The sequence below is a fragment of the Leptospira andrefontaineae genome (genome assembly GCF_004770105.1).
Lineage (GTDB): Bacteria > Spirochaetota > Leptospiria > Leptospirales > Leptospiraceae > Leptospira_B > Leptospira_B andrefontaineae.
In genome coordinates this window covers 296,688-314,892 of record NZ_RQEY01000005.1, presented here as the reverse complement: position 1 = coordinate 314,892, position 18,205 = coordinate 296,688, and the positions used below count along the sequence as shown (strand labels likewise).

Genomic DNA, 18,205 nt, shown 5'->3' with positions numbered 1-18,205 from the left:
AACGAATCAAAGGAAATATATATGCGCCCTAAAATTATCGCTGGTAACTGGAAAATGAATCTTTCCGAAAAGGAAGCATTGGCACTCGCGAGCGGCCTAAAGGAAAAGTCTTCTTCTCTTCCCGATAATAAAAAGGCAGTTGTATTTCCTTCTTCTATTCATCTAGCTTCTGTTGCTCGAATATTAGAAAATTCGAAAATTGCAGTTGGAGCACAGAATATTTATCCTGCTCCTCTTACTGCTATGACCGGAGAAACCGGTCCAGATCAACTTTCTGAACTAGGTATCAAATTCGCACTTGTTGGCCACTCCGAAAGAAGACAATTCTTGGGTGAGACAAGTGTATTCTGTAATCAAAAGATCTCTTATCTTGCAAAACATGGTTTTACTGCCGTGTATTGTGTGGGAGAAACTTTGGCCGAAAGAGAATCAGGCAATACTTTCGAAGTTCTTAAAAAACAGATCCAAGAAGGCCTAGGTTCTATCGAAAGCGACCAATTCTCTCGTATCTGGGTAGCTTATGAGCCTGTTTGGGCGATCGGGACAGGTAAAGTAGCAACCCCTGCTCAGGCACAAGAAGCTCACGCATTTATCAGAAAAGAAATTTCGGGATTATTCCAAAATGGAAAAACAATCTCCGATGTTATGCCTATCCTTTATGGCGGTTCAGTAAAAGCCGATAACGTAAAGGAACTACTATCCCAAGCGGATATTGATGGTGGGCTCGTAGGCGGGGCTAGCCAGAAGCTGGAAAGTTTCTTAGCTTTATTCTAATTTATTCCTACCGTCATAGAAGCCGCTTAAGGAACTACTAAACGGCTTGTCAGCCTAGGGCTTGGCGGTAGTTTGGATTTAAAGCGGATTATTTCGCCAAAATATATACCTTTTTACCTTTAGGAATTCGACTCATGGGCTTTATCACCGGAACCATCCTTGTTCTTTTCGTTTTCGTCAGTCTATTTCTGATCCTTCTTGTTATGATCCAAACAGGCAAAGGAGGAATGGGTGGAGTTCTTGGTGGAGGAGCAAGCCAATCCGTTTTTGGTTCCTCTACTGCGGATGTTTTGACTAAAGCAACCAGAGTTGCCGGACTTCTTTTTTTGGCACTGTCTCTGATTCTTTCTTTCCTTTTTGCGAAGACTAGCGGATACAATACCACTCCAACGCCTGAGATCCTTCCTCCACCTGCTGCGGAAGAGGCCCAGGGCAACCAAGGAGGGACAAATGCCCAAGAATCCGCGCCTACTAACGCACCAAGCACAGAAGCGCCAGCGCAACCTAAGCCTTAATTTTACCTCTTCTCAGAAGGCGGCTCTCAAGGCCGTCTTCATTCTGCTCCTTCTTCTTTCCTTTCTTTCCGTTCACGCTCAAAACCAGGATGGGACAAAATCCCAGAACAATTCCTCCTCTTCTTCTACCCAAATGTTGAACCAACGTATCTTACGTGCGTATGAAAGCCTAAGTGTTGCGAGAGAACTTTTGAAATTTGAAAGAATGGAGGCTCTTCCTATCGGGACTTTAGTAACTTGGGTGGGAAATTATCCGAACCGCAAAGGAGTAAAGATCACCAAGTTCTCTGTGACCCAATCAACTACTCCAGGCGGGATAGAAAGAGCGGAGGAAAAGTCCATTCTTCTGGAATTTAACGGTTCCACTCTTTCCAAGGTGGTTTCCGAAATTAAAACTGCGAATTATTCTGCGGAAGATACCATCATGATCCGTATGACGGACACTACTCCGTTGGATAATAATGTGGATGATCTGGTGATCTATGCTGATAAGAACGGAAAAGAGGCAGAATATCCTCTGAATTACCTACCTGATGAGGGGGTAAACAGGGATAGATCGGAGTTTAAGAAAGAATTTTACTTAAAACTGATCGAAGACTTTTTTGTGCATGTTCTAAGACTTCAGGAAATGCAGTCTCAACATTCTTCCAGAAATCAAAAAAAATTACTGCAAAGTTATAAAGAATCCCTAGAATATTGATCCGGATGTCATCCCTAATGGAAAACCTCCACGAAAGAGCGGAGGAACTCCAAGCTATTTTGGACGGAATCACAGAGCCCCTAGTTTTAATAGACTCGGGCTTCAGGGTCCGTCGTGTAAACAAGGCCACTCTTGAATTTTCGAGTGAGCCTGACTTCCCTTCTACCCTTGGCAGAAAATGTTACGAGGTTCTGTACAATCGTTCTGCGGTTTGTCCTTATTGTCCGATGAAGGACCATCATGAAAACGAGTCCGACTTCGACGCACAATTCGAAGGAAAGGGAGAAATTGGGCGCGAGATATTTCACGTTGCCAACGATCAAAAAGAAACTTTATATTTAGATTTTTTCCCAATTCGTAAGGATGGAAGTATAATCTCCATTGTAGAGAAGATCAGTAATATCACTCGTATCAAAGAAAAAGAAGAAGAGAATCTTAGGATACGTAACCTTGCTTCTCTCGGTATTTTTATCTCCGGTGTGGCTCATGAGTTGAATAATCCGCTCACAGGTATGAGTCTTACTCTTCAAAACTTGATGAATAATTTATCCAGTATGGATCCGGCTTTTTTCCGTAAAAGATTGGAAATGATCAAAGAAGATCTAACTCGCGCTGCCATGATCGTTTTAGATGTGATCAGTTTTGCGAAACCGGATAAATTAGTTACTACAAATGCAGATATTCATGAAACCATAATGAAAGCAAAAGACTCAGTGACTTGGGTTTATCCGGTTCTTTCTAAAAACACAGAATGGGAAATTTTAAGCGAACCCGGTATGACTTTTCAATTCAATCCGGTCAAAATGGAGAGATTGTTTATTAATCTTTTCAAAAACTCTCTACAAGCCTACGACTATGGAGAAGGTAAGATAAAAGTAGAGGTCAGGCGTACTCGTAATATGATGCATATTTTTGTGGAAGATACCGCGGGAGGAATTCCAGAAGATATGCTGGATAAAATTTTCTCTCCGTTCTTCTCTAAAAATAAGTCCGGTATCGGAACCGGTCTCGGACTTTCCATCTGCCACTCAATCGTAAGAGAACATTCCGGGGAATTGACTGTTCGTTCTTATGATAGAAGGACCAGATTTAAAATTTCTCTTCCATTAGTACAACCAAAAGGAAACTAAATTGTCCAATCATCGTATCTTAGTAGTAGAAGATATACATTCCATCCGGGAGGCGGTAAAAGATATCCTGGTCCGAGATTACGAAGTTTTCGATGCAGAAAATTACGATGAGGCAGTCAAAATTCTTTCTAACGAGCATGTGGACCTAGTCATCACGGATATTCGTATGCCTGGAAAATCAGGACTGGATCTGATCAAGACGATCCAAAAGGAATATCCTTCCATCCAGTATTCTCTGATGACTGCTTATAATATTAACGATTATATTAACTTCGCCTACCAACACGATATCTGGAATATTATTCCTAAATATTCCTTCTTGGATATTAATCTGATTACCGTGATGGTCAGAAAACTTCTCTACAAAGATATCTTCGGTGTAGAAAAATATTTCGGCCCTGACTTCAGGATCTTAGAAGGAAGCGGAGAAGAAGAATTTTTAGTACCTCCGGAAAACGGGATCGTATTCCGTAAGATCAGCTCTGACAAGGACAGGAATTATATCTGTAATCGTGTAGGTAAATTCCTGATCGAAAAAGGAGCACCTAATGCTGTACAGCAGATTTTAGAAGAGTTAACTTCCAACGCAATGATCCGTGCTCCAAGAGACTCTAAGGGAAATTCTAAATACCAATATGAACTTCCTTCTAGAGATCTTCTCGTTCCATTAGAACATATACAACTTGCCGAAACTGATTATTTCGAAATTGGTTATGGGATCGCAGAGAATTCTTATATCGTGGTGGTCCGAGATCATTTCGGTTCTTTGAACAAAAAAGAAATTCTAAAACGTTTGGACAGACATATTACCGTAGATAGCCCAACCGGTTTACCCGCAGGTCTTGCGGATTCACATGGTCGTGGTTTGTATATTTGTAGGGAGATCTCAGACCAGTTAATCTTTAATATAGAGAAGGACAGAAGAACTGAGATTATCGCTCTATTAGACAAGCAGACCAATAAAGGTTATAAGTCTCTGTCTATTTACGAGGTTTGATTTTTAAGTCACTGAGTTAAGAGAGAGTCACTGAGATTTTTTTCACACAGAGGCACAAAGCCACGGAGATTTCTCACGCTGAGGCGCAGAGCCCGCGAAGGTCTTTTTGGTTTAACTTTTTAACTCTAACGAAATAAAAGCTAAAAGCATGAACCAAAATGACCTAGTAAATCTACTTAAAGACAAGCTGTTATCGCAAAAATCCAATAGGCTCTTTATTGATGGTGCTTGGGGAATAGGAAAGACGCGAGCAATCCAAAAAGTAGAAGAAGAACTTAATGGAAAGAAAGAATTTATCTATATCTCTCTCTATGGATTACAAAATATAACTGAATTTCGAAGAAAACTCCAAATCGAAATTGCAGCAAGATTAAAATATTCAAAGAAAATTACGAACAATAAAATTACAAAATGGATAATTGAGCTCTTCACTAAAGGTTTCAAGGATTCAACAAGCAAATTTACCGGAATCTCAATTGACCTCTTAGAACTAATCGCGATAGAACTCCCCAAAAACACCGTTTTAGTTATCGATGACGTAGAAAGGGCAAACGATAGTAACTTCCAAATCGAACTACTAGGCACAATTGAAAACATAGCAGGAGAGATCATTCTTATTGGTAATATACAAAAAATCGTAGCGCAAAGCAGTCGATTCCAAGAGTCCCTTGAAAAAACAATCGATCGAGTTTATTCATTAGATAGAATTTCCGATGAGTTGCTAAATTCCATTTCATTTAAAAATCTGCCCGAAAACATAAGAGATCAGATAAGATTTTTTTTCAATGATCACAATAAAGAGAATATTCGAACGTTCATCAAAATGAATGGATTTGTTTTAGAACTGTCTGAAACGATAGAAATCCAAGAAGAAATTACAGTAATTGCTTGTGCAGTAATTAATGAATATTATTTAGGGCATTTCGAAATCAAGAAACGAATCGATTATGAGGGAGAGAATATATTCAAAATAAATGGTTCATATTCAAGCGATGACTTTTATAAAAAATATTCCATTAGTGCGTTTAGAAATTTTCATTTAGTAAGAATGGTCGTTGACTATCTAATAGAAGGGAAGATTAACAAAGACATATACTTCAAAAAAGACGAACGTGATGAAGATAGCTTATTCATACAAGACTTAAAAGACTCTTTATATGGAACCGAAGAAAATCTAATACGAACATTAAATAAACTAAAGGAAATAATCGAAACAAACCAATTCGAATTTTTCAAAACATTCCAAAAGTCCATAGTTGCCATTTCTTGGGCACGATATAATCAATTGGAATATAATATAGGTGTAATCTCAGAGCCCGAACTGATAGCCGGAATGGAAAGAATTATACGATTCCATTTCGAAGAAAATTGGAATAAATTAAAATCAAATACAGTAATCGAAGATTTTTTTGAACTTTCTCCGGATTCACTACTTCCGCATGATGTTTTTGTACATAATGAAGACCTTTGGGAAATTGCGAGAAGACTAATTAAGGAATATGAAACCCGAATTGAAGAAAGCATATTCAAGGAAGCAATTCGTCGCCAAGATTATAAATCTGCAAAATATATTCTCAGAAATAATCAGACTATAATTTCAAAAAATTTTGAACTATATGACAGAATCTCTCAAGATCTTAGAAATGATCCTGCTTTCTTGAATTTTCTAAAAGAAATCACAGAGTCGGTGATTAAAAACGATCAAAATTTATCCAAAATTCTTTCTAAAAAGTTACGCGATTTCCTCGATAAAGAAAAAGATTCTCTCATACGACATCGCATAGAAATGTTAATAGGAATATTGAATGTAGGGGGTGATAAAGATTAAATCCCTTTATGAGCCCTGCTCAGCGTCTCTGCGTGCAAATTCCTATTCTTACCTCTGCAATTCTCTATAAAGAACGATATCGCTTCCGCCTTCCAAGAAAGCTTCTCCGTTCCGGCCGGAAGAATAAAAACGAAACGGTTTCTCCCCAGTGCGGATCTTTTCTTCTTTTAAGATATGACCTTCTTCGTCTAAGAGGAATAAAATCCCCTCCCATTCTCCTGCAAACCAAGTCCCGGAATGAAATACTGTTTGGTAAACTGACTGTGCCTTATTACGATTCTTTTCGAAGATCACTTTTCCGGATTTAGAATATAATGTCAATTTATCGGAGAAACCTGCAAGAACTCCTCCATTATTCGAAACGGCTAGATTCACTCTGTAAGGGATTACTCTACCAAGATTCCATTCTTCTGATTCGGATCCGTCCCTATCATATACTCGTATAAAGTCTCGATTGTTTTTTAGAAAATGAACTGCGATCTTTTGCCCGTTAGTAGAGATAGAAAGGCTTTTTGCAAATACAGGCTCCTTCTCCCCTAATATCGTTTCAAAAAGTTTTTCTCCTTTTCCATCTAAAAGGAATAATTCGCCGCCGGAAAATAATACTGCAGTTTCTCCATTAGAAATTCCTTTTGGAGCAAATGAGATATCAGTTAAAAATCTTCCGTCAAGTTTCTTAGCACCTAGGGAGTTTCCGTTAATATCGGAAACCAAAACTTGGTTATTATCTCCGGATAAAAATAAGACCAGATTCCCATCAGGATGAATACGAGGATAACTTTTGTAATCTTTGGTCCAAAGTAATTCTCCTGCTTCGGAAAAAAATTCAACAGAACTACCTATCTTTTTGTAAGCCAAATACCCTTTTGCTCTGAGAGGATATTCTATTCGAAGTGAATCATCAGTCGGAAGGGATTCTCCCCAAGGAATTCTAATATAAGAAGTTTTGGTTTTATATCCATTGATAGTTTTTTCTGCATCGAAATCACTGCGAGGATCAGGGAAACTGGCAAGCTTAGATTCTTTATTCCAGTACCAGGTTTTTTGCACGGTTCTTGCCGACTCGTATGGATTCCCTAAAAAATAATAAAATCCTAAAAAGAATACTAAACTTAAGGCCAAAATCCTAGAGATCATACGAGTTTCCTCAATCGATTGTACATTAGATAAAGAGAAGTAGCGGCCACCACTTCTCGAAAAAGCTCTCTCTTAAAAGGTAGAAAGAGTTCCTTCACTTCCGTTGGTTCACCCTTGATATGGGTTCCTATAAATACTGTTCCTACTTTTTTTGTAGGAGTTCCACCACCTGGACCTGCGATACCGGTAATGCTGATTGTTAGATCCGTTCCGAGTAGTCTTGCTCCATTATCAGCCATCTCTATTGCGGTTTCTTCACTCACTGCACCGTGTGCTTCCAGAGTTTCCTTTTTGACCCCAACTAGATTTTCTTTGATCAGATTGGAATAACTGACCACGGATCCTAAAAAATATTCGGAAGAACCTGCACGGTCTGTAAGTATTTTTGCAGCAAGTCCGCCTGTGCAACTTTCTATCGTTCCTAGGGTAAGTTTCCTTTCGGAAAGAAGTTTGGGAAATTCTTCGAATAGATCCCCTGTGCAAAGTCCGCGATATTTCTCTTTGGTTTTTTGAATCAGTTCTTGTACTAAACTTTTGTCTGGCGATTGATACGTAACTCGGATAAATCCTTTTTTGGCGGCCACTCCCCAAACTGCCTTACCATCCTTTAGCGCATCAATATCTATTATAAATTCCTGTTGGAATAGTGACTCGCTCATTCCCCAAATAAACAGAAAATCTGAATATAGTTCTTCCGATTGAAATTGTTTCTGGACCAGAGGAATTAACTCCTCTTTGAACATAACAACCATTTCGGAAGGAACTCCCGGCATACAGGCAAGGTAAGCACCTGGTTGGAGTTCCGACCAAAATCCCGGGGCAATTCCCACAGAATTATTCAAAACGGTAGAATTAGATGGAATAGAAACCTGTCTTAATGCCGTGGTTAAAGCTTCTTGGAATCCTTTTCCACGAAGACGATACAATGCCTGAAGTCTATCATGAGCTTTATCGTTCAGAACAGGTTGAGAAGATGTGAGTTCGCACACTACTTCTAAAGTATAATCATCTTCCGTGGGCCCAAGACCCCCTGTCATCACAAGAAGGACTGGGTTTTCTTTGGAAGCTCCAGAAGCTAAATTTTTTAGCTCTTCACGGATCAGCTTAGGGTCATCAGGCAATACCAGGAACTTTTCAGTAGAATATCCTAATCCGAAAAGTTCGTTTGCGATCCAGGAAGAATTTGTGTCTTGGCTTCTTCCCGCAGTCAGTTCTGAACCTGTGGAAATGACTGTGACCCGAGGTGGATTCAATCTTCTTTCTCCAATCTTTCCGGAGCAGAAACTCCGAGTAAAGCTAAACCTTCTGCAAGCACTACACGTGTAGCTTGGCAAATTCTTGCGAGTCCGAGTCTCGTAGACTCATCGGAATCTTTAAGTCGATTATTCTTCGCTATATAGAACTGAGTGAATGCTCTTGCAAGATTTTGCAGATAATTTGCGATTCTATGCGGCTCCAATGTTGCAGCAGCATCCAAAACTTCTTCCGGAAAACGAGAGATCCAAAAAAGAAGTCTTTTTCTCTCTTCAGTCATTTCAAGATTTTCTAATGCTTTTGCATCCGAGTTAGTTCCAACTTCCCTGAATATGGAACAAACTCTCGCATGAGCATATTGGAGATAAAATACTGGATTTTTATCCGACTCATCTTTTGCCAGATCCAAATCGAAATCCAAAGGAGAATCCAAAGACCTCATTGTGAAGAAGTAACGCGCAACATCCTTGGCATGTTTTCCCAAATAACCCAAAAGATCTTCCATTGTCTGGAATTCTCCCGCACGTTTACTCATCTTCATCTTCTGGCCAGCCATGAGAAGATTGACTTGTTGAGCGATAATCACTTGGAAATTTTCTTTAGGATAACCCAATGCTTGGACAGCACCAGCAAGTCTTGCAATATATCCATGATGGTCAGGGCCCCAGATATCTATGATCTTCTCATAACCTCTGGAAATTTTATCGTTATGATAAGCTATGTCTGCAAGAAGGTATGTAGGACGTCCATCATCCCGAACCACAACACGATTTTTGTCGTCTCCGTAATCCTCGGATTTAAAGATCTGTTTACCTTCTTCTTCAAAAACTTTGCCGGATTTTTTTAGATTTTCAAGAACTCCTAAAACTTTTCCGGATTCGTGTAGTGTTGTCTCGGAGAAAAATTTATCAAAACCTACTCCGAATAGATCCAGATCTTTTCTTTGCCAGACCAGATTGGACGCTACAGTCCAACGGGAACACTTTTCTGCGAGAGCTGAATATTCTTTTTTCTCCAGATGGGACTTGATCTCTTTTTCAGTATCCGGATTCTCTAATAATTGTTTTGCGATGATATTGAGGTAATCTCCTCTATATCCTTCCGCAGGGATCACATTTTGAGAAAGTAGTTCTTCAATGGATCTTCCGTCTTCTGCATTTTCTTGGATAGAAGAAGTTTCTCCCTGAGCTTCCCGGATACGGACCATTGTGGAAACCCCGAGTAAAAATACCTGGTTCCCGTAATCATTTACGTAAAATTCCTTATCTACCGAATGCCCGACAGCTTTGAGTAAATTTGCAAACGCTTCTCCGGTGGCCGCAGCTCTCGCGGATACTATATTCAAAGGTCCTGTCGGATTCGCGCTTACGAATTCCAAATTTACTTTTTTAGGATTTTCTAATTTAGGAAAAATATCCTTTTTCTGGACTGTGTTTTCCAAGAATCGGATCAAAAAAGAAGGAGAGATCCTGAAATTCACGAAACCTGGAGGAGTAAAATCCACCTTTTCAAATAGATCCGTCTTTGCTTGCAGATAATTCACAAGAAGTGCAGCCGAATCCAAAGGTTTTTTGCCCAGAAGTTTGGAATTTTCCAAAGCGAAAGAAGTGGAATAATCTCCGAAGGATTCCTCTCTGGAATATTCTATTCGGATCCTTAGATCTCCAAAAGAAACGTTAGGCGCTTCTTTTTCGCAATAGAGTTTTACTCCTTCCTTTAAAGCTTCTAAAACGAGTTGTTTAAGAGTTTCCGTTTCTTTCATTCTATGTTTGTAGTAGTTCCTATTTTTTAGGGGAGTTATCATCCCAATCCGGAAACATTCTTTTGCTTCCGATCAGTTTCCAACTTTTATCCAGTGCCCCAAGGACCAGATTTTTCTCCCTTAGGATACATTCAAGATATTGGCAATTCCTAGGGGTCTCGGCTATTACGGGACGAGGAGGAATATCCTTTTTCCCCCATCTTTCCTGAAGAACGATCAGAAAAATCAGGCCTACAGTATATATGAGTAAAAATGCAGTTCTAAAAAGTTTATCCAAGATTTTCCCCTAAGGATTCGTAGAGCATCGGTTCCGATTTAAGTCTTCTTCCTAGAAGAGGTTTTAAGGCCCGGTTGCTTAAGCTATCCGCCTCCTTCAGGAGTTCAAGGGAAATCTTTTTGTCCTTCAGATCTCTGTATCTCAAGGCTAGGCAGTCTTGGACGAATAATACGAGTCCGTACTTGTCCGGTTTAGGATTACCGCAATCCCCGCAGACTATCTCGAAATGAGTCTCGTCTAAAGTGCAGGACTGGATCTCGGAAAGATTTTTTCCGCAGCTCGCACATTCCAGCTCCTTAGCTAAAAACCCTCCCACATATAATAACTTTAGTTTGAAAAATGGCAAGAACACGGGTTTATAACCGTCTTCATCCAATTCCTTTAAGGCTCCCAGAAGAAGTTTATACTCCATCGGATGAGAACCTCCTTCTGTCAAAAAGGAAGAAACTAGTTCCACAAGATAAGAAACCAAAACCGTTCCTGAATATCCTGTCTTTGCCTTATCGAACCTTCTGATTAACCCGATCTCTTTTACGTTAAACGTTTCTCTTCCTTGGGTGAAATAATAATCTAATACAGTAAGAGATCCAGGTTCCACTGCCGCAATAGGTCTTGTTTTACTTTTTTTGATCCCTTTTACACGAAAACTTCCTACTTCTCCTTCTTCTGGTAGAAGTCGCAAGAACGCATCTCCTTCGGGAAGGATACGGCTTTCCATCACGATCCCTGTGGTTTTTTTTAAGGCCCCAGTACCAGATCCAGACATAGATCCTCCTTCTCCTTCATTAGAGCCTCGTCTTCTTCTCCTCGTTCATGATCGTAACCGATTAAATGTAAAAAACCGTGCACAAATAATCTGAAAAATTCATCTTCTTCGCTATGACCTATACTCTTCGCCTGGGCCTTGCATGTGTCCCAAGAGATCACTATCTCACCTAAACTTAAGATTGGTCCGAAGTTTTCTTTTTTATTCGGGGGAAGTTCCCAAGGAGTTAGATCAAAACTTAAAGGAAAAGAAAGAACATCTGTCGCATAATCCTTTCCTCTTCTGACTCGATTCAATTCCCGAATGGATTCATCGTCGGTTAGAACCAAGGAAACATGAGTATTTATATTAGGAAAAGAGAATGCACTTAGAATTTTCCAACGAGATTCCAGAGCAGATTCGGACAACCATATAGGAAGAGAATTCGGATCGAAATCCGAAGAGAACTCGAACAAGTCAGTGACTCTTAGGGGCGTGTTTCCCCAAAATATTTTTGTTCTTCTCCTCTAAAGCTTTTGTATCCTCAGGTTTAGGATATTTAGGTCTAGAGTGAAGACTAGAAAGAAGAACTTCTTTGAAAGAATATTTTACTACTTCCAGATCTCCCAAGGTAAGTCCACATTCATCTAATTGGTTCTCTGCTAATTTTCCGTTCACGATCTTGGTGATGAGTGCATCCAAAGCTTCCGGAGTTACTTCTTCCAAGGATCTACTCGCTGCTTCCAAACTATCCGCGATCATCACGATCGCAGTTTCTTTTCTTTGAGGTTTAGGGCCAGGATATTGAAAGTCTGCTTTTTTCAGCTTCTTCTTCTGAGAAGGAGAAAGTTCAGCAAGTGCCTTATGATAGAAAAACGCCATGGTAGAAGTTCCATGATGTTCCGGAATAAAATCGATCACTTCTCTTGGAAGCCTCGCCTTCTTCGCCATCTCTATTCCGTCCAAGACATGATCGATCACGATCTTCGCAGCTTTTGCAGGATTATTCTTATCAATGTTTTCCTTTTTAGGGATCAAGTGCTGGTTCTCTACGAAAAATCCTGCATTCGGGATCTTACCGATATCGTGGAAATACACACCCACTCTAGTCAAAAGCCAATCCAATTCCAAATTTTGGGCCGCCCTTTCGGACATAGCAGCCACCAAAAACGTATGTGTATAAGTAGAAGGTGCCTTTGTCAGCAAATCCTGCAGCAATGGATGGCCGGTATCTGCAAGCTCCAACAACTTAAATCTAGTAGGTATATTAAATACATACTCGTAAATTGGAAGAAGCAACTGAGTCAAAGTGGAACAAACAAATCCATTCACTAAACATAATAAATACAATCTGAATATATTCGATTCCCAAAGGTCTCTCAAATGAGAACCGGATGGAACAGCCACCCAATAATTCCTAGAATCGAATAAATATCCGGAAGAAGAGATCAACATCTGGACCAAGGCCATATAGAAGCCTGCCTTGATAAAATCGATCCTCTTTCTCATTTTTCTTCCATATGTTGCCGCGACTACGGTCATCACGAAAGCAAGTATGAAAGAAGTAGGATTATATCTGGAAGCAGCAAACACGAAGAAGGAAAGGAAGAATCCGATCGCAATCGACAATTGTTCGTCATAGATCATGGACAGGATCAGACAAACCATTCCGGTCGGGATCACAAGTGCGAAGTAAAAGACGGAATCGTAACTATTCTCGAAACTGAAAAACGCCTTGGACGCCAAGTAAGCCCATAACACCAAAGACCAGATCAATGTGAATACGATCACGTTACTCGATACGTCATTCAAACGTTTTGGATTGTACTTCTTCAAAAACGCATAAACTATAATTACAAAAATGGATTGGATAAGAAGAATAGATGTGATGGATGCAATATTCGCACGAGTAGCGTATCTATTTACTATTAGTAATTTTTGATAAATATCGGGAGTGATGATCTCCCCTGCTTTTACTATAGTTTCTCCTGCATTGATCCGACTACTAACAGGCTCCGTCCTATCCATGACGGCTTGTTTTTGATTTTTGGTTTCTTCCGCATTATAAGTACAAGCAGGGTTAGAATACACATAAGTAAGAGCAAGTTTTTGGATAATAGAAAGAAGCTGAGGATCTGTGGCTTGTAATTTCTCCGCAGCCATACGATTCAAAGTATCTATAGTAGCGCTATCCCTATACAGATACATACGAGGGATTACAAGTGTTCCCTCTACAGAAGAGATCTGTTCTTTATTTCCACTCGCACCCGAGTTACGAATTCTTGCTTCAGCGGTACGGATCGCAGAATAATCCGCCGGTTGGTCTCTCAAAATACAAAAATTAGAAAAAACTAAATTGCTATATTGTTGGACTAAATCCCTAACTCTGGATTTCCCAGGGGTTTTAAGTAGAAGTTCCAACTCTTCTTTGGATCTGTTCTTCCATCTTGGAACTGCGGCCAGCAATTCTGCAGAAGTTTTCACTTCTCCTGTCGGTTTTGGTTCCCTATACTTCTCCATATCTTCTTGGATAGCTGGGCGAATGACCTCTATTAGAACTCTATAATCTCTATCAAAAAAATTCGGGGCAGATTGGAAGGCCTTCAGTCTTTTGGCTTTGGTTTTTTCTTCGTCTTCGTAAACTATATCTTTGGTGGAGACAACCTTATCCAAAGCATTCTTGCCTTCCGAATAAGGACCGTCTTGGGAAAGATTAATTTTGTCCTGACCGAAAAATGGGATCGCAAGCATCCAAGTCACGATGATCAAAGTGATCGCCGTGAGGATTACCTGGAATTTTCTCACGAAAGAAATCGGACGGATCTTGGTCAAAGTATCCGTGATCCAAGCCATCCCTCTTTCTAAAAGTGATCCCAAAGGAAACATTACAATTCCTCGAACTTCCTCACGATGGTTTCAACCAAAGGATGTCGGGTGATATCTTCTTTTCCAAAAAACACCTGACCAATTCCTTCCGTCTGTCTAAACAAGTTTACCACACGATCGAAACCGGATCTACCATGTTCTAAGTCGATTTGGGTCACGTCGCCTGAGATACACATCCTGGAATTCCGGCCCAAACGGGTCATAATCATCTTTAGTTGTGCAAGAGTACAGTTTTGGGCCTCATCCAAAATGATAAAACTTTTGGAAAGAGTCCTTCCTCTCATGAATGCGACGGGTGCGATCTCAATTTTAGTAAGTGCGATATATTCTTGTGTTTTTTCAAAACCGATACATTCGTTCAAAGCATCATAGACTGGACGAAGATACGGATCCACTTTTTGGTTTAAGTCCCCAGGTAAAAATCCAAGATTCTCTCCCGCTTCTACCGCAGGTCTAGTTAAAACGATCTTATCCACGATTCCATTCTGTAAAAATCTACAAGCCATTGCTACGGATAAGAATGTTTTTCCTGTTCCGGCAGGGCCAATCCCGAAAGTGATCAGATTATTTAAGAAAGATTGAATATACTTTTCTTGGTTTTTCGTTCTGGAATAAAGATGTTTTCCCTTATAAGTGGTGAGTATTTTTTCGGTAGGTTTGAAGGGCTCATCATCCGACTTACGCTCTTCCTTCTTCTTTTCCCGAGTAGCTTGTTTAAGAAGATATCCGAAATCGAAAGAATCCGTAAAATCACGATCCGGCCTGTCCCGATAATTGGTTTCTAATAATCTGAAAAAATCTAAAGCGAATTCAACCTTTGTAGGAATTCCTTCTACCTGGAAACCGTTACCTCTCGGGATTAGATCGATCTCCAATTGTTTTTCCAAATTTTTGACACCTGCATCGTTGATCCCGCAGATCTTACGATACAGGTCTTGGTTTTCGAAAGTAAATTGTTCTTTCCTGATACGATTAAACCTTTATCAACCTAAGCTTCAATTCTTGGAGCTGTTTCTCTTCCACTTCAGACGGACATTCGCTCATCAAACAAACACCCTTCTGTGTTTTAGGGAATGCGATCACATCTCGGATGGATTTTCCGCCGGTCATCAGCATCAAGATCCTATCAATACCGAATGCAATCCCTCCGTGAGGAGGTGCCCCATATTCCAAGGCCTCCAATAAGAAGCCGAATTTTTCTTTAGCTTCCTCAGGTCCGATCCCCAAAGTGGAGAAGACTCGAGTCTGCACATCTTTGGAATGGATACGAATGGAACCTCCACCGATCTCCACACCATTTAGCACCAGATCATAGGCCTTTGCGAGAGCATTTCCTGCTTCTTTTTGGAGTCTTTCCTCGGAAGAAAAAATTTCCAAACTGGAATCTCCAGGAGAAGTGAACGGGTGATGCAAGGAATCCCAACGTTTGTTGTCCTTGTTCCACTCGAACATAGGAAAGTCCACGATCCAGGAAATATGAAAGCTTCCTTCTGCAGGTTTGTCAAATCTTTCCGAAAGTTTCAGACGGAGTGCGCCGAGAGAATGATTTACGATTTCTCTTTCATCCGCTCCGAAAAAGACCATGTCCCCTTCTTTTGAGCCGACAGCATTTGCAATTTTAGAAAGAGCTTCCGGAGTGAATCGTTTTGTAATAGTGGATTCTAATCCTTCTGCCCCGTGTTTCATGTATGCGAGGCCTTTTGCTTTATAATCTCTGTTCAACCAAGCAGTCAGATCTTCGATCTCCTTTCTGGAAATCACAGAACCGCCAGGAACGCAGACTGCCTTTACTACTCCGCCGTTTGCAACAGCACCTGCAAATACTTGGAAATCCGAATCTTTTACGATTTCGGAAACATCTACAAGTTTCATTCCAAAACGAAGATCCGGTTTATCGGAACCGTATTCTTCCATGGCTTGTTTATAAGGCATTCTGGAGAAAGGACCCTTGAAATCCAAAGAGAATACGTCTTTCATCACTTTGGAAAATAGACCTTCGATCTCGGATAGGATCTCTTCTTGGGAAACAAAGGAGAATTCCATATCCAACTGAGTAAACTCAGGCTGCCTGTCCGCTCTCAGATCCTCGTCTCTGAAACATTTTACTATTTGGAAATATCTCTCCATTCCTCCAACCATCAGGATCTGCTTAAAGATCTGAGGAGATTGAGGAAGAGCATAAAATGAATTCGGGTTTAAGCGAGAAGGAACCAAAAAGTCACGTGCTCCTTCCGGAGTGGACTTGTTCAGGATAGGAGTTTCTATCTCTACGAATTTGCGAGAATTTAGATAATTACGAATTGCGAATACGAACTCATGACGTTTCAACATCCTGTTTTTGAGTTCGTCCCTTCTGAAATCCAAATATCTGTATTTGAGTCTATTTTCTTCGGAGATCTCTTCGAATTCATCCAGGGAGAAAGGAGGAGTTTTTGCCGAGTTCAGAATAATCAGTTGGTCTACAACAAGTTCAATCGTCCCGGTTTTCATCTTGGGATTGATACTTTCTGCATCCCTTTTTTTAAGCTTTCCTTGGACTGCGATCACATACTCGGAGCGGATCTTTTCCGCAGAAGCAAAGTTTTCTCCCAGTATTTCTTTACGTAATACTACTTGCAGGATCCCTGTTCTATCACGGAGATCCACAAAGATAACCCCGCCTTGGTCCCGGAATCGGAAAGACCAACCGAATAGAGTGAGAGTTTTTCCTTCTTGGGCCTCAGTTACTTCTCCTGCCCAGGCTCTTGATTTATAACCTTCTAAAATCCAATCTTCCAAAGAAATTCCAGTTCCTTATTTATTATATGAGTGCGCGTCCAGTTCGGTTAACATCCGAATCAGACTACCGTTTTGCGAAATTCGTTCTTTCCGAATCTACACGTTATCAAATCTGGAAAGTTCAGGTCGGAAGGCAAGTGGAAAAGAGCCGGTTGGTCCAGACCTATTTTTGGCGATGATGATCTCCGCCATCCCCTTCATTCTAGGATCTTCCTCTTCGTCCTTACCCTTCTCTCCGCGATAAATGAATGTAACAATATCCGCATCCTGCTCGATCGCACCCGACTCCCTTAAGTCCGCAAGTTGAGGTCTTTGGTCCTTGGATCTCTGCTCGATGGAGCGGTTCATCTGGGAAAGCGCGATCACAGGACATCTTGCTTCTTTGGCCATCTGCTTAAGCGCCCTGGAAATCGAAGACACCTCTTGTTGCCTTCCCCCGTCCCTATTTTTAGGATCATTCATGAGCTGTAAGTAGTCTACGATGATGAGCCCAAGAGTTTCGTTGGTGAGAAGTTTACGAACCCTTCCCTTAAAGTCATCCACACTCAGTGCACCGGAATCATCTATATAAATGGGAGAAGAAGTTACCTTTATAATTGCATCGATCAGTTTAGGTGCATCCGACTTAGTGACTTCAGAACGTTTTAATTTATTGGATTCTACCTGAGCGTAAGAGCATACAAGTTTGAGCAGAAGTTCCATCCTACTCATCTCCAAGGAGAAGATGACCACAGGTCGGTTATGAATGAGAGCCACATTGGATGCGATATTCAATGCCAAGGTAGTCTTACCGTTACCAGGTCTCGCAGCCAAGACCATCATCTCGTATTCTTTTAAGCCGGAAGTCATCTCATCGAACTGAGTAAAATTCGTTCGAAGACCTTTTATCTGGCCTCTACTCTCCATGATCTCTTTGATATATTCGGAAAGTGCCGCCTTATCTCCGGAAACTGGAAGAAGTCCTTTTACGTCCGCAGATCTAGAAACATCTGTAAGGCTTTGTTCAATTTGATTGAATACTGATTCGTTTTCACCCGGTTCTTTCTGGATCAGTTCCAGGGCGTTCATTAATAATTTAGAATATTTTCTTCTTTCAGAAAGACGTTTGATCCTTTCCGCATAATAACCCAGTGGATGGGAAACTACAGAATCCTTATAGAGAGAATAAATATATTCGTATTCTCTTTCTGGATCTTTGAGTAGAGAGTTTTCTTTTAAGAAGTTTAGGACAGAAACCGGATCTACTGCGGTCCTTTTGTCCACAAGGTCAAGAATTGCCTTGTAAATTCTTCTGTTTGTATCTTGGTAAAAATCCTCAGGAACGAGGGGGATATCGATTAGATTATCCGCTCCCTTAAGAAGCAGAAATCCGAGAAAAGATTTCTCGGATTCCAGTTCGAACAAGGAGTCGGATTGCATTCT

16 protein-coding genes are annotated in these 18,205 nt (G+C 40.5%); 6 read left to right on the top strand and 10 right to left on the bottom strand.

The genetic code is table 11. The features are described 5' to 3' along the window. Positions 1 to 21: 21 nt before the first annotated feature. From tpiA to EHO65_RS03140, 6 genes are all read left to right on the top strand, one after another. Complete coding sequence (gene tpiA, locus EHO65_RS20010) at positions 22 to 774, top strand: triose-phosphate isomerase (protein ID WP_135772738.1); 753 nt, start codon at positions 22 to 24, stop codon at positions 772 to 774. A 134-nt stretch (positions 775 to 908) separates the two neighbouring features. Next, positions 909 to 1,289 carry a preprotein translocase subunit SecG gene (secG, locus tag EHO65_RS03160; RefSeq protein WP_135772737.1) on the top strand — a complete coding sequence of 127 codons (381 nt, stop codon included), beginning with the start codon at positions 909 to 911 and terminating at the stop codon, positions 1,287 to 1,289. Further along, a complete protein-coding gene (gene lenA / locus EHO65_RS03155; RefSeq protein WP_425269320.1) occupies positions 1,225 to 1,989 on the top strand; it encodes an endostatin-like outer membrane lipoprotein LenA in 765 nt (254 codons plus the stop codon). The genes secG and lenA overlap by 65 nt, the downstream gene beginning before the upstream one ends. Before the next feature lie 5 nt (positions 1,990 to 1,994). After that, on the top strand, positions 1,995 to 3,119 hold the full coding sequence (locus tag EHO65_RS03150) for an LIC_12097 family sensor histidine kinase (protein WP_135772736.1): 1,125 nt from the start codon (positions 1,995 to 1,997) through the stop codon (positions 3,117 to 3,119). 1 nt (position 3,120) lies between these two features. Continuing rightward, complete coding sequence (locus tag EHO65_RS03145; protein WP_135772735.1) at positions 3,121 to 4,116, top strand: response regulator transcription factor; 996 nt, start codon at positions 3,121 to 3,123, stop codon at positions 4,114 to 4,116. Between the two features lie 148 nt (positions 4,117 to 4,264). After that, positions 4,265 to 5,944: an AAA family ATPase gene (locus tag EHO65_RS03140; protein WP_135772734.1), complete on the top strand. Its 1,680-nt coding sequence runs from the start codon at positions 4,265 to 4,267 to the stop codon at positions 5,942 to 5,944. A gap of 48 nt (positions 5,945 to 5,992) precedes the next feature. On the opposite strand, the gene EHO65_RS03135 is transcribed toward EHO65_RS03140, so the two are convergent. The 10 genes from EHO65_RS03135 to dnaB all read right to left on the bottom strand — a co-directional run bounded on the left by EHO65_RS03135 (position 5,993) and on the right by dnaB (position 18,202). After that, on the bottom strand, positions 5,993 to 7,081 hold the full coding sequence (locus EHO65_RS03135) for a hypothetical protein (RefSeq protein WP_135772733.1): 1,089 nt from the start codon (positions 7,079 to 7,081) through the stop codon (positions 5,993 to 5,995). Continuing rightward, positions 7,078 to 8,334, bottom strand: a complete 1,257-nt coding sequence (locus tag EHO65_RS03130) for a CinA family nicotinamide mononucleotide deamidase-related protein (protein WP_135772732.1) — start codon at positions 8,332 to 8,334, stop codon at positions 7,078 to 7,080. Before EHO65_RS03130 ends, EHO65_RS03135 begins: the two co-directional genes overlap by 4 nt. Continuing rightward, complete coding sequence (gene argS / locus EHO65_RS03125) at positions 8,331 to 10,097, bottom strand: arginine--tRNA ligase (protein WP_135772980.1); 1,767 nt, start codon at positions 10,095 to 10,097, stop codon at positions 8,331 to 8,333. Before argS ends, EHO65_RS03130 begins: the two co-directional genes overlap by 4 nt. Before the next feature lie 19 nt (positions 10,098 to 10,116). Next, the gene (locus tag EHO65_RS03120) at positions 10,117 to 10,374 is read right to left on the bottom strand and encodes a hypothetical protein (protein ID WP_135772731.1); all 258 of its coding nucleotides are present in this window, start codon (positions 10,372 to 10,374) and stop codon (positions 10,117 to 10,119) included. Next, on the bottom strand, positions 10,367 to 11,140 hold the full coding sequence (gene recO / locus EHO65_RS03115; RefSeq protein WP_135772730.1) for a DNA repair protein RecO: 774 nt from the start codon (positions 11,138 to 11,140) through the stop codon (positions 10,367 to 10,369). The genes EHO65_RS03120 and recO overlap by 8 nt, the downstream gene beginning before the upstream one ends. Continuing rightward, complete coding sequence (gene ybeY / locus EHO65_RS03110; protein ID WP_425269323.1) at positions 11,113 to 11,547, bottom strand: rRNA maturation RNase YbeY; 435 nt, start codon at positions 11,545 to 11,547, stop codon at positions 11,113 to 11,115. Before ybeY ends, recO begins: the two co-directional genes overlap by 28 nt. Positions 11,548 to 11,596: 49 nt before the next feature. Then, complete coding sequence (locus EHO65_RS03105) at positions 11,597 to 14,005, bottom strand: HD family phosphohydrolase (RefSeq protein WP_135772728.1); 2,409 nt, start codon at positions 14,003 to 14,005, stop codon at positions 11,597 to 11,599. Next, entirely contained in the window at positions 14,005 to 14,973 is a 969-nt protein-coding gene (locus tag EHO65_RS03100) for a PhoH family protein (RefSeq protein ID WP_135772727.1), read from the bottom strand. The genes EHO65_RS03105 and EHO65_RS03100 overlap by 1 nt, the downstream gene beginning before the upstream one ends. Before the next feature lie 4 nt (positions 14,974 to 14,977). Beyond that, the gene (aspS, locus tag EHO65_RS03095; RefSeq protein ID WP_135772726.1) at positions 14,978 to 16,783 is read right to left on the bottom strand and encodes an aspartate--tRNA ligase; all 1,806 of its coding nucleotides are present in this window, start codon (positions 16,781 to 16,783) and stop codon (positions 14,978 to 14,980) included. Between the two features lie 96 nt (positions 16,784 to 16,879). Next, a complete protein-coding gene (gene dnaB / locus EHO65_RS03090) occupies positions 16,880 to 18,202 on the bottom strand; it encodes a replicative DNA helicase (RefSeq protein WP_135772725.1) in 1,323 nt (440 codons plus the stop codon). Positions 18,203 to 18,205 lie beyond the last annotated feature (3 nt).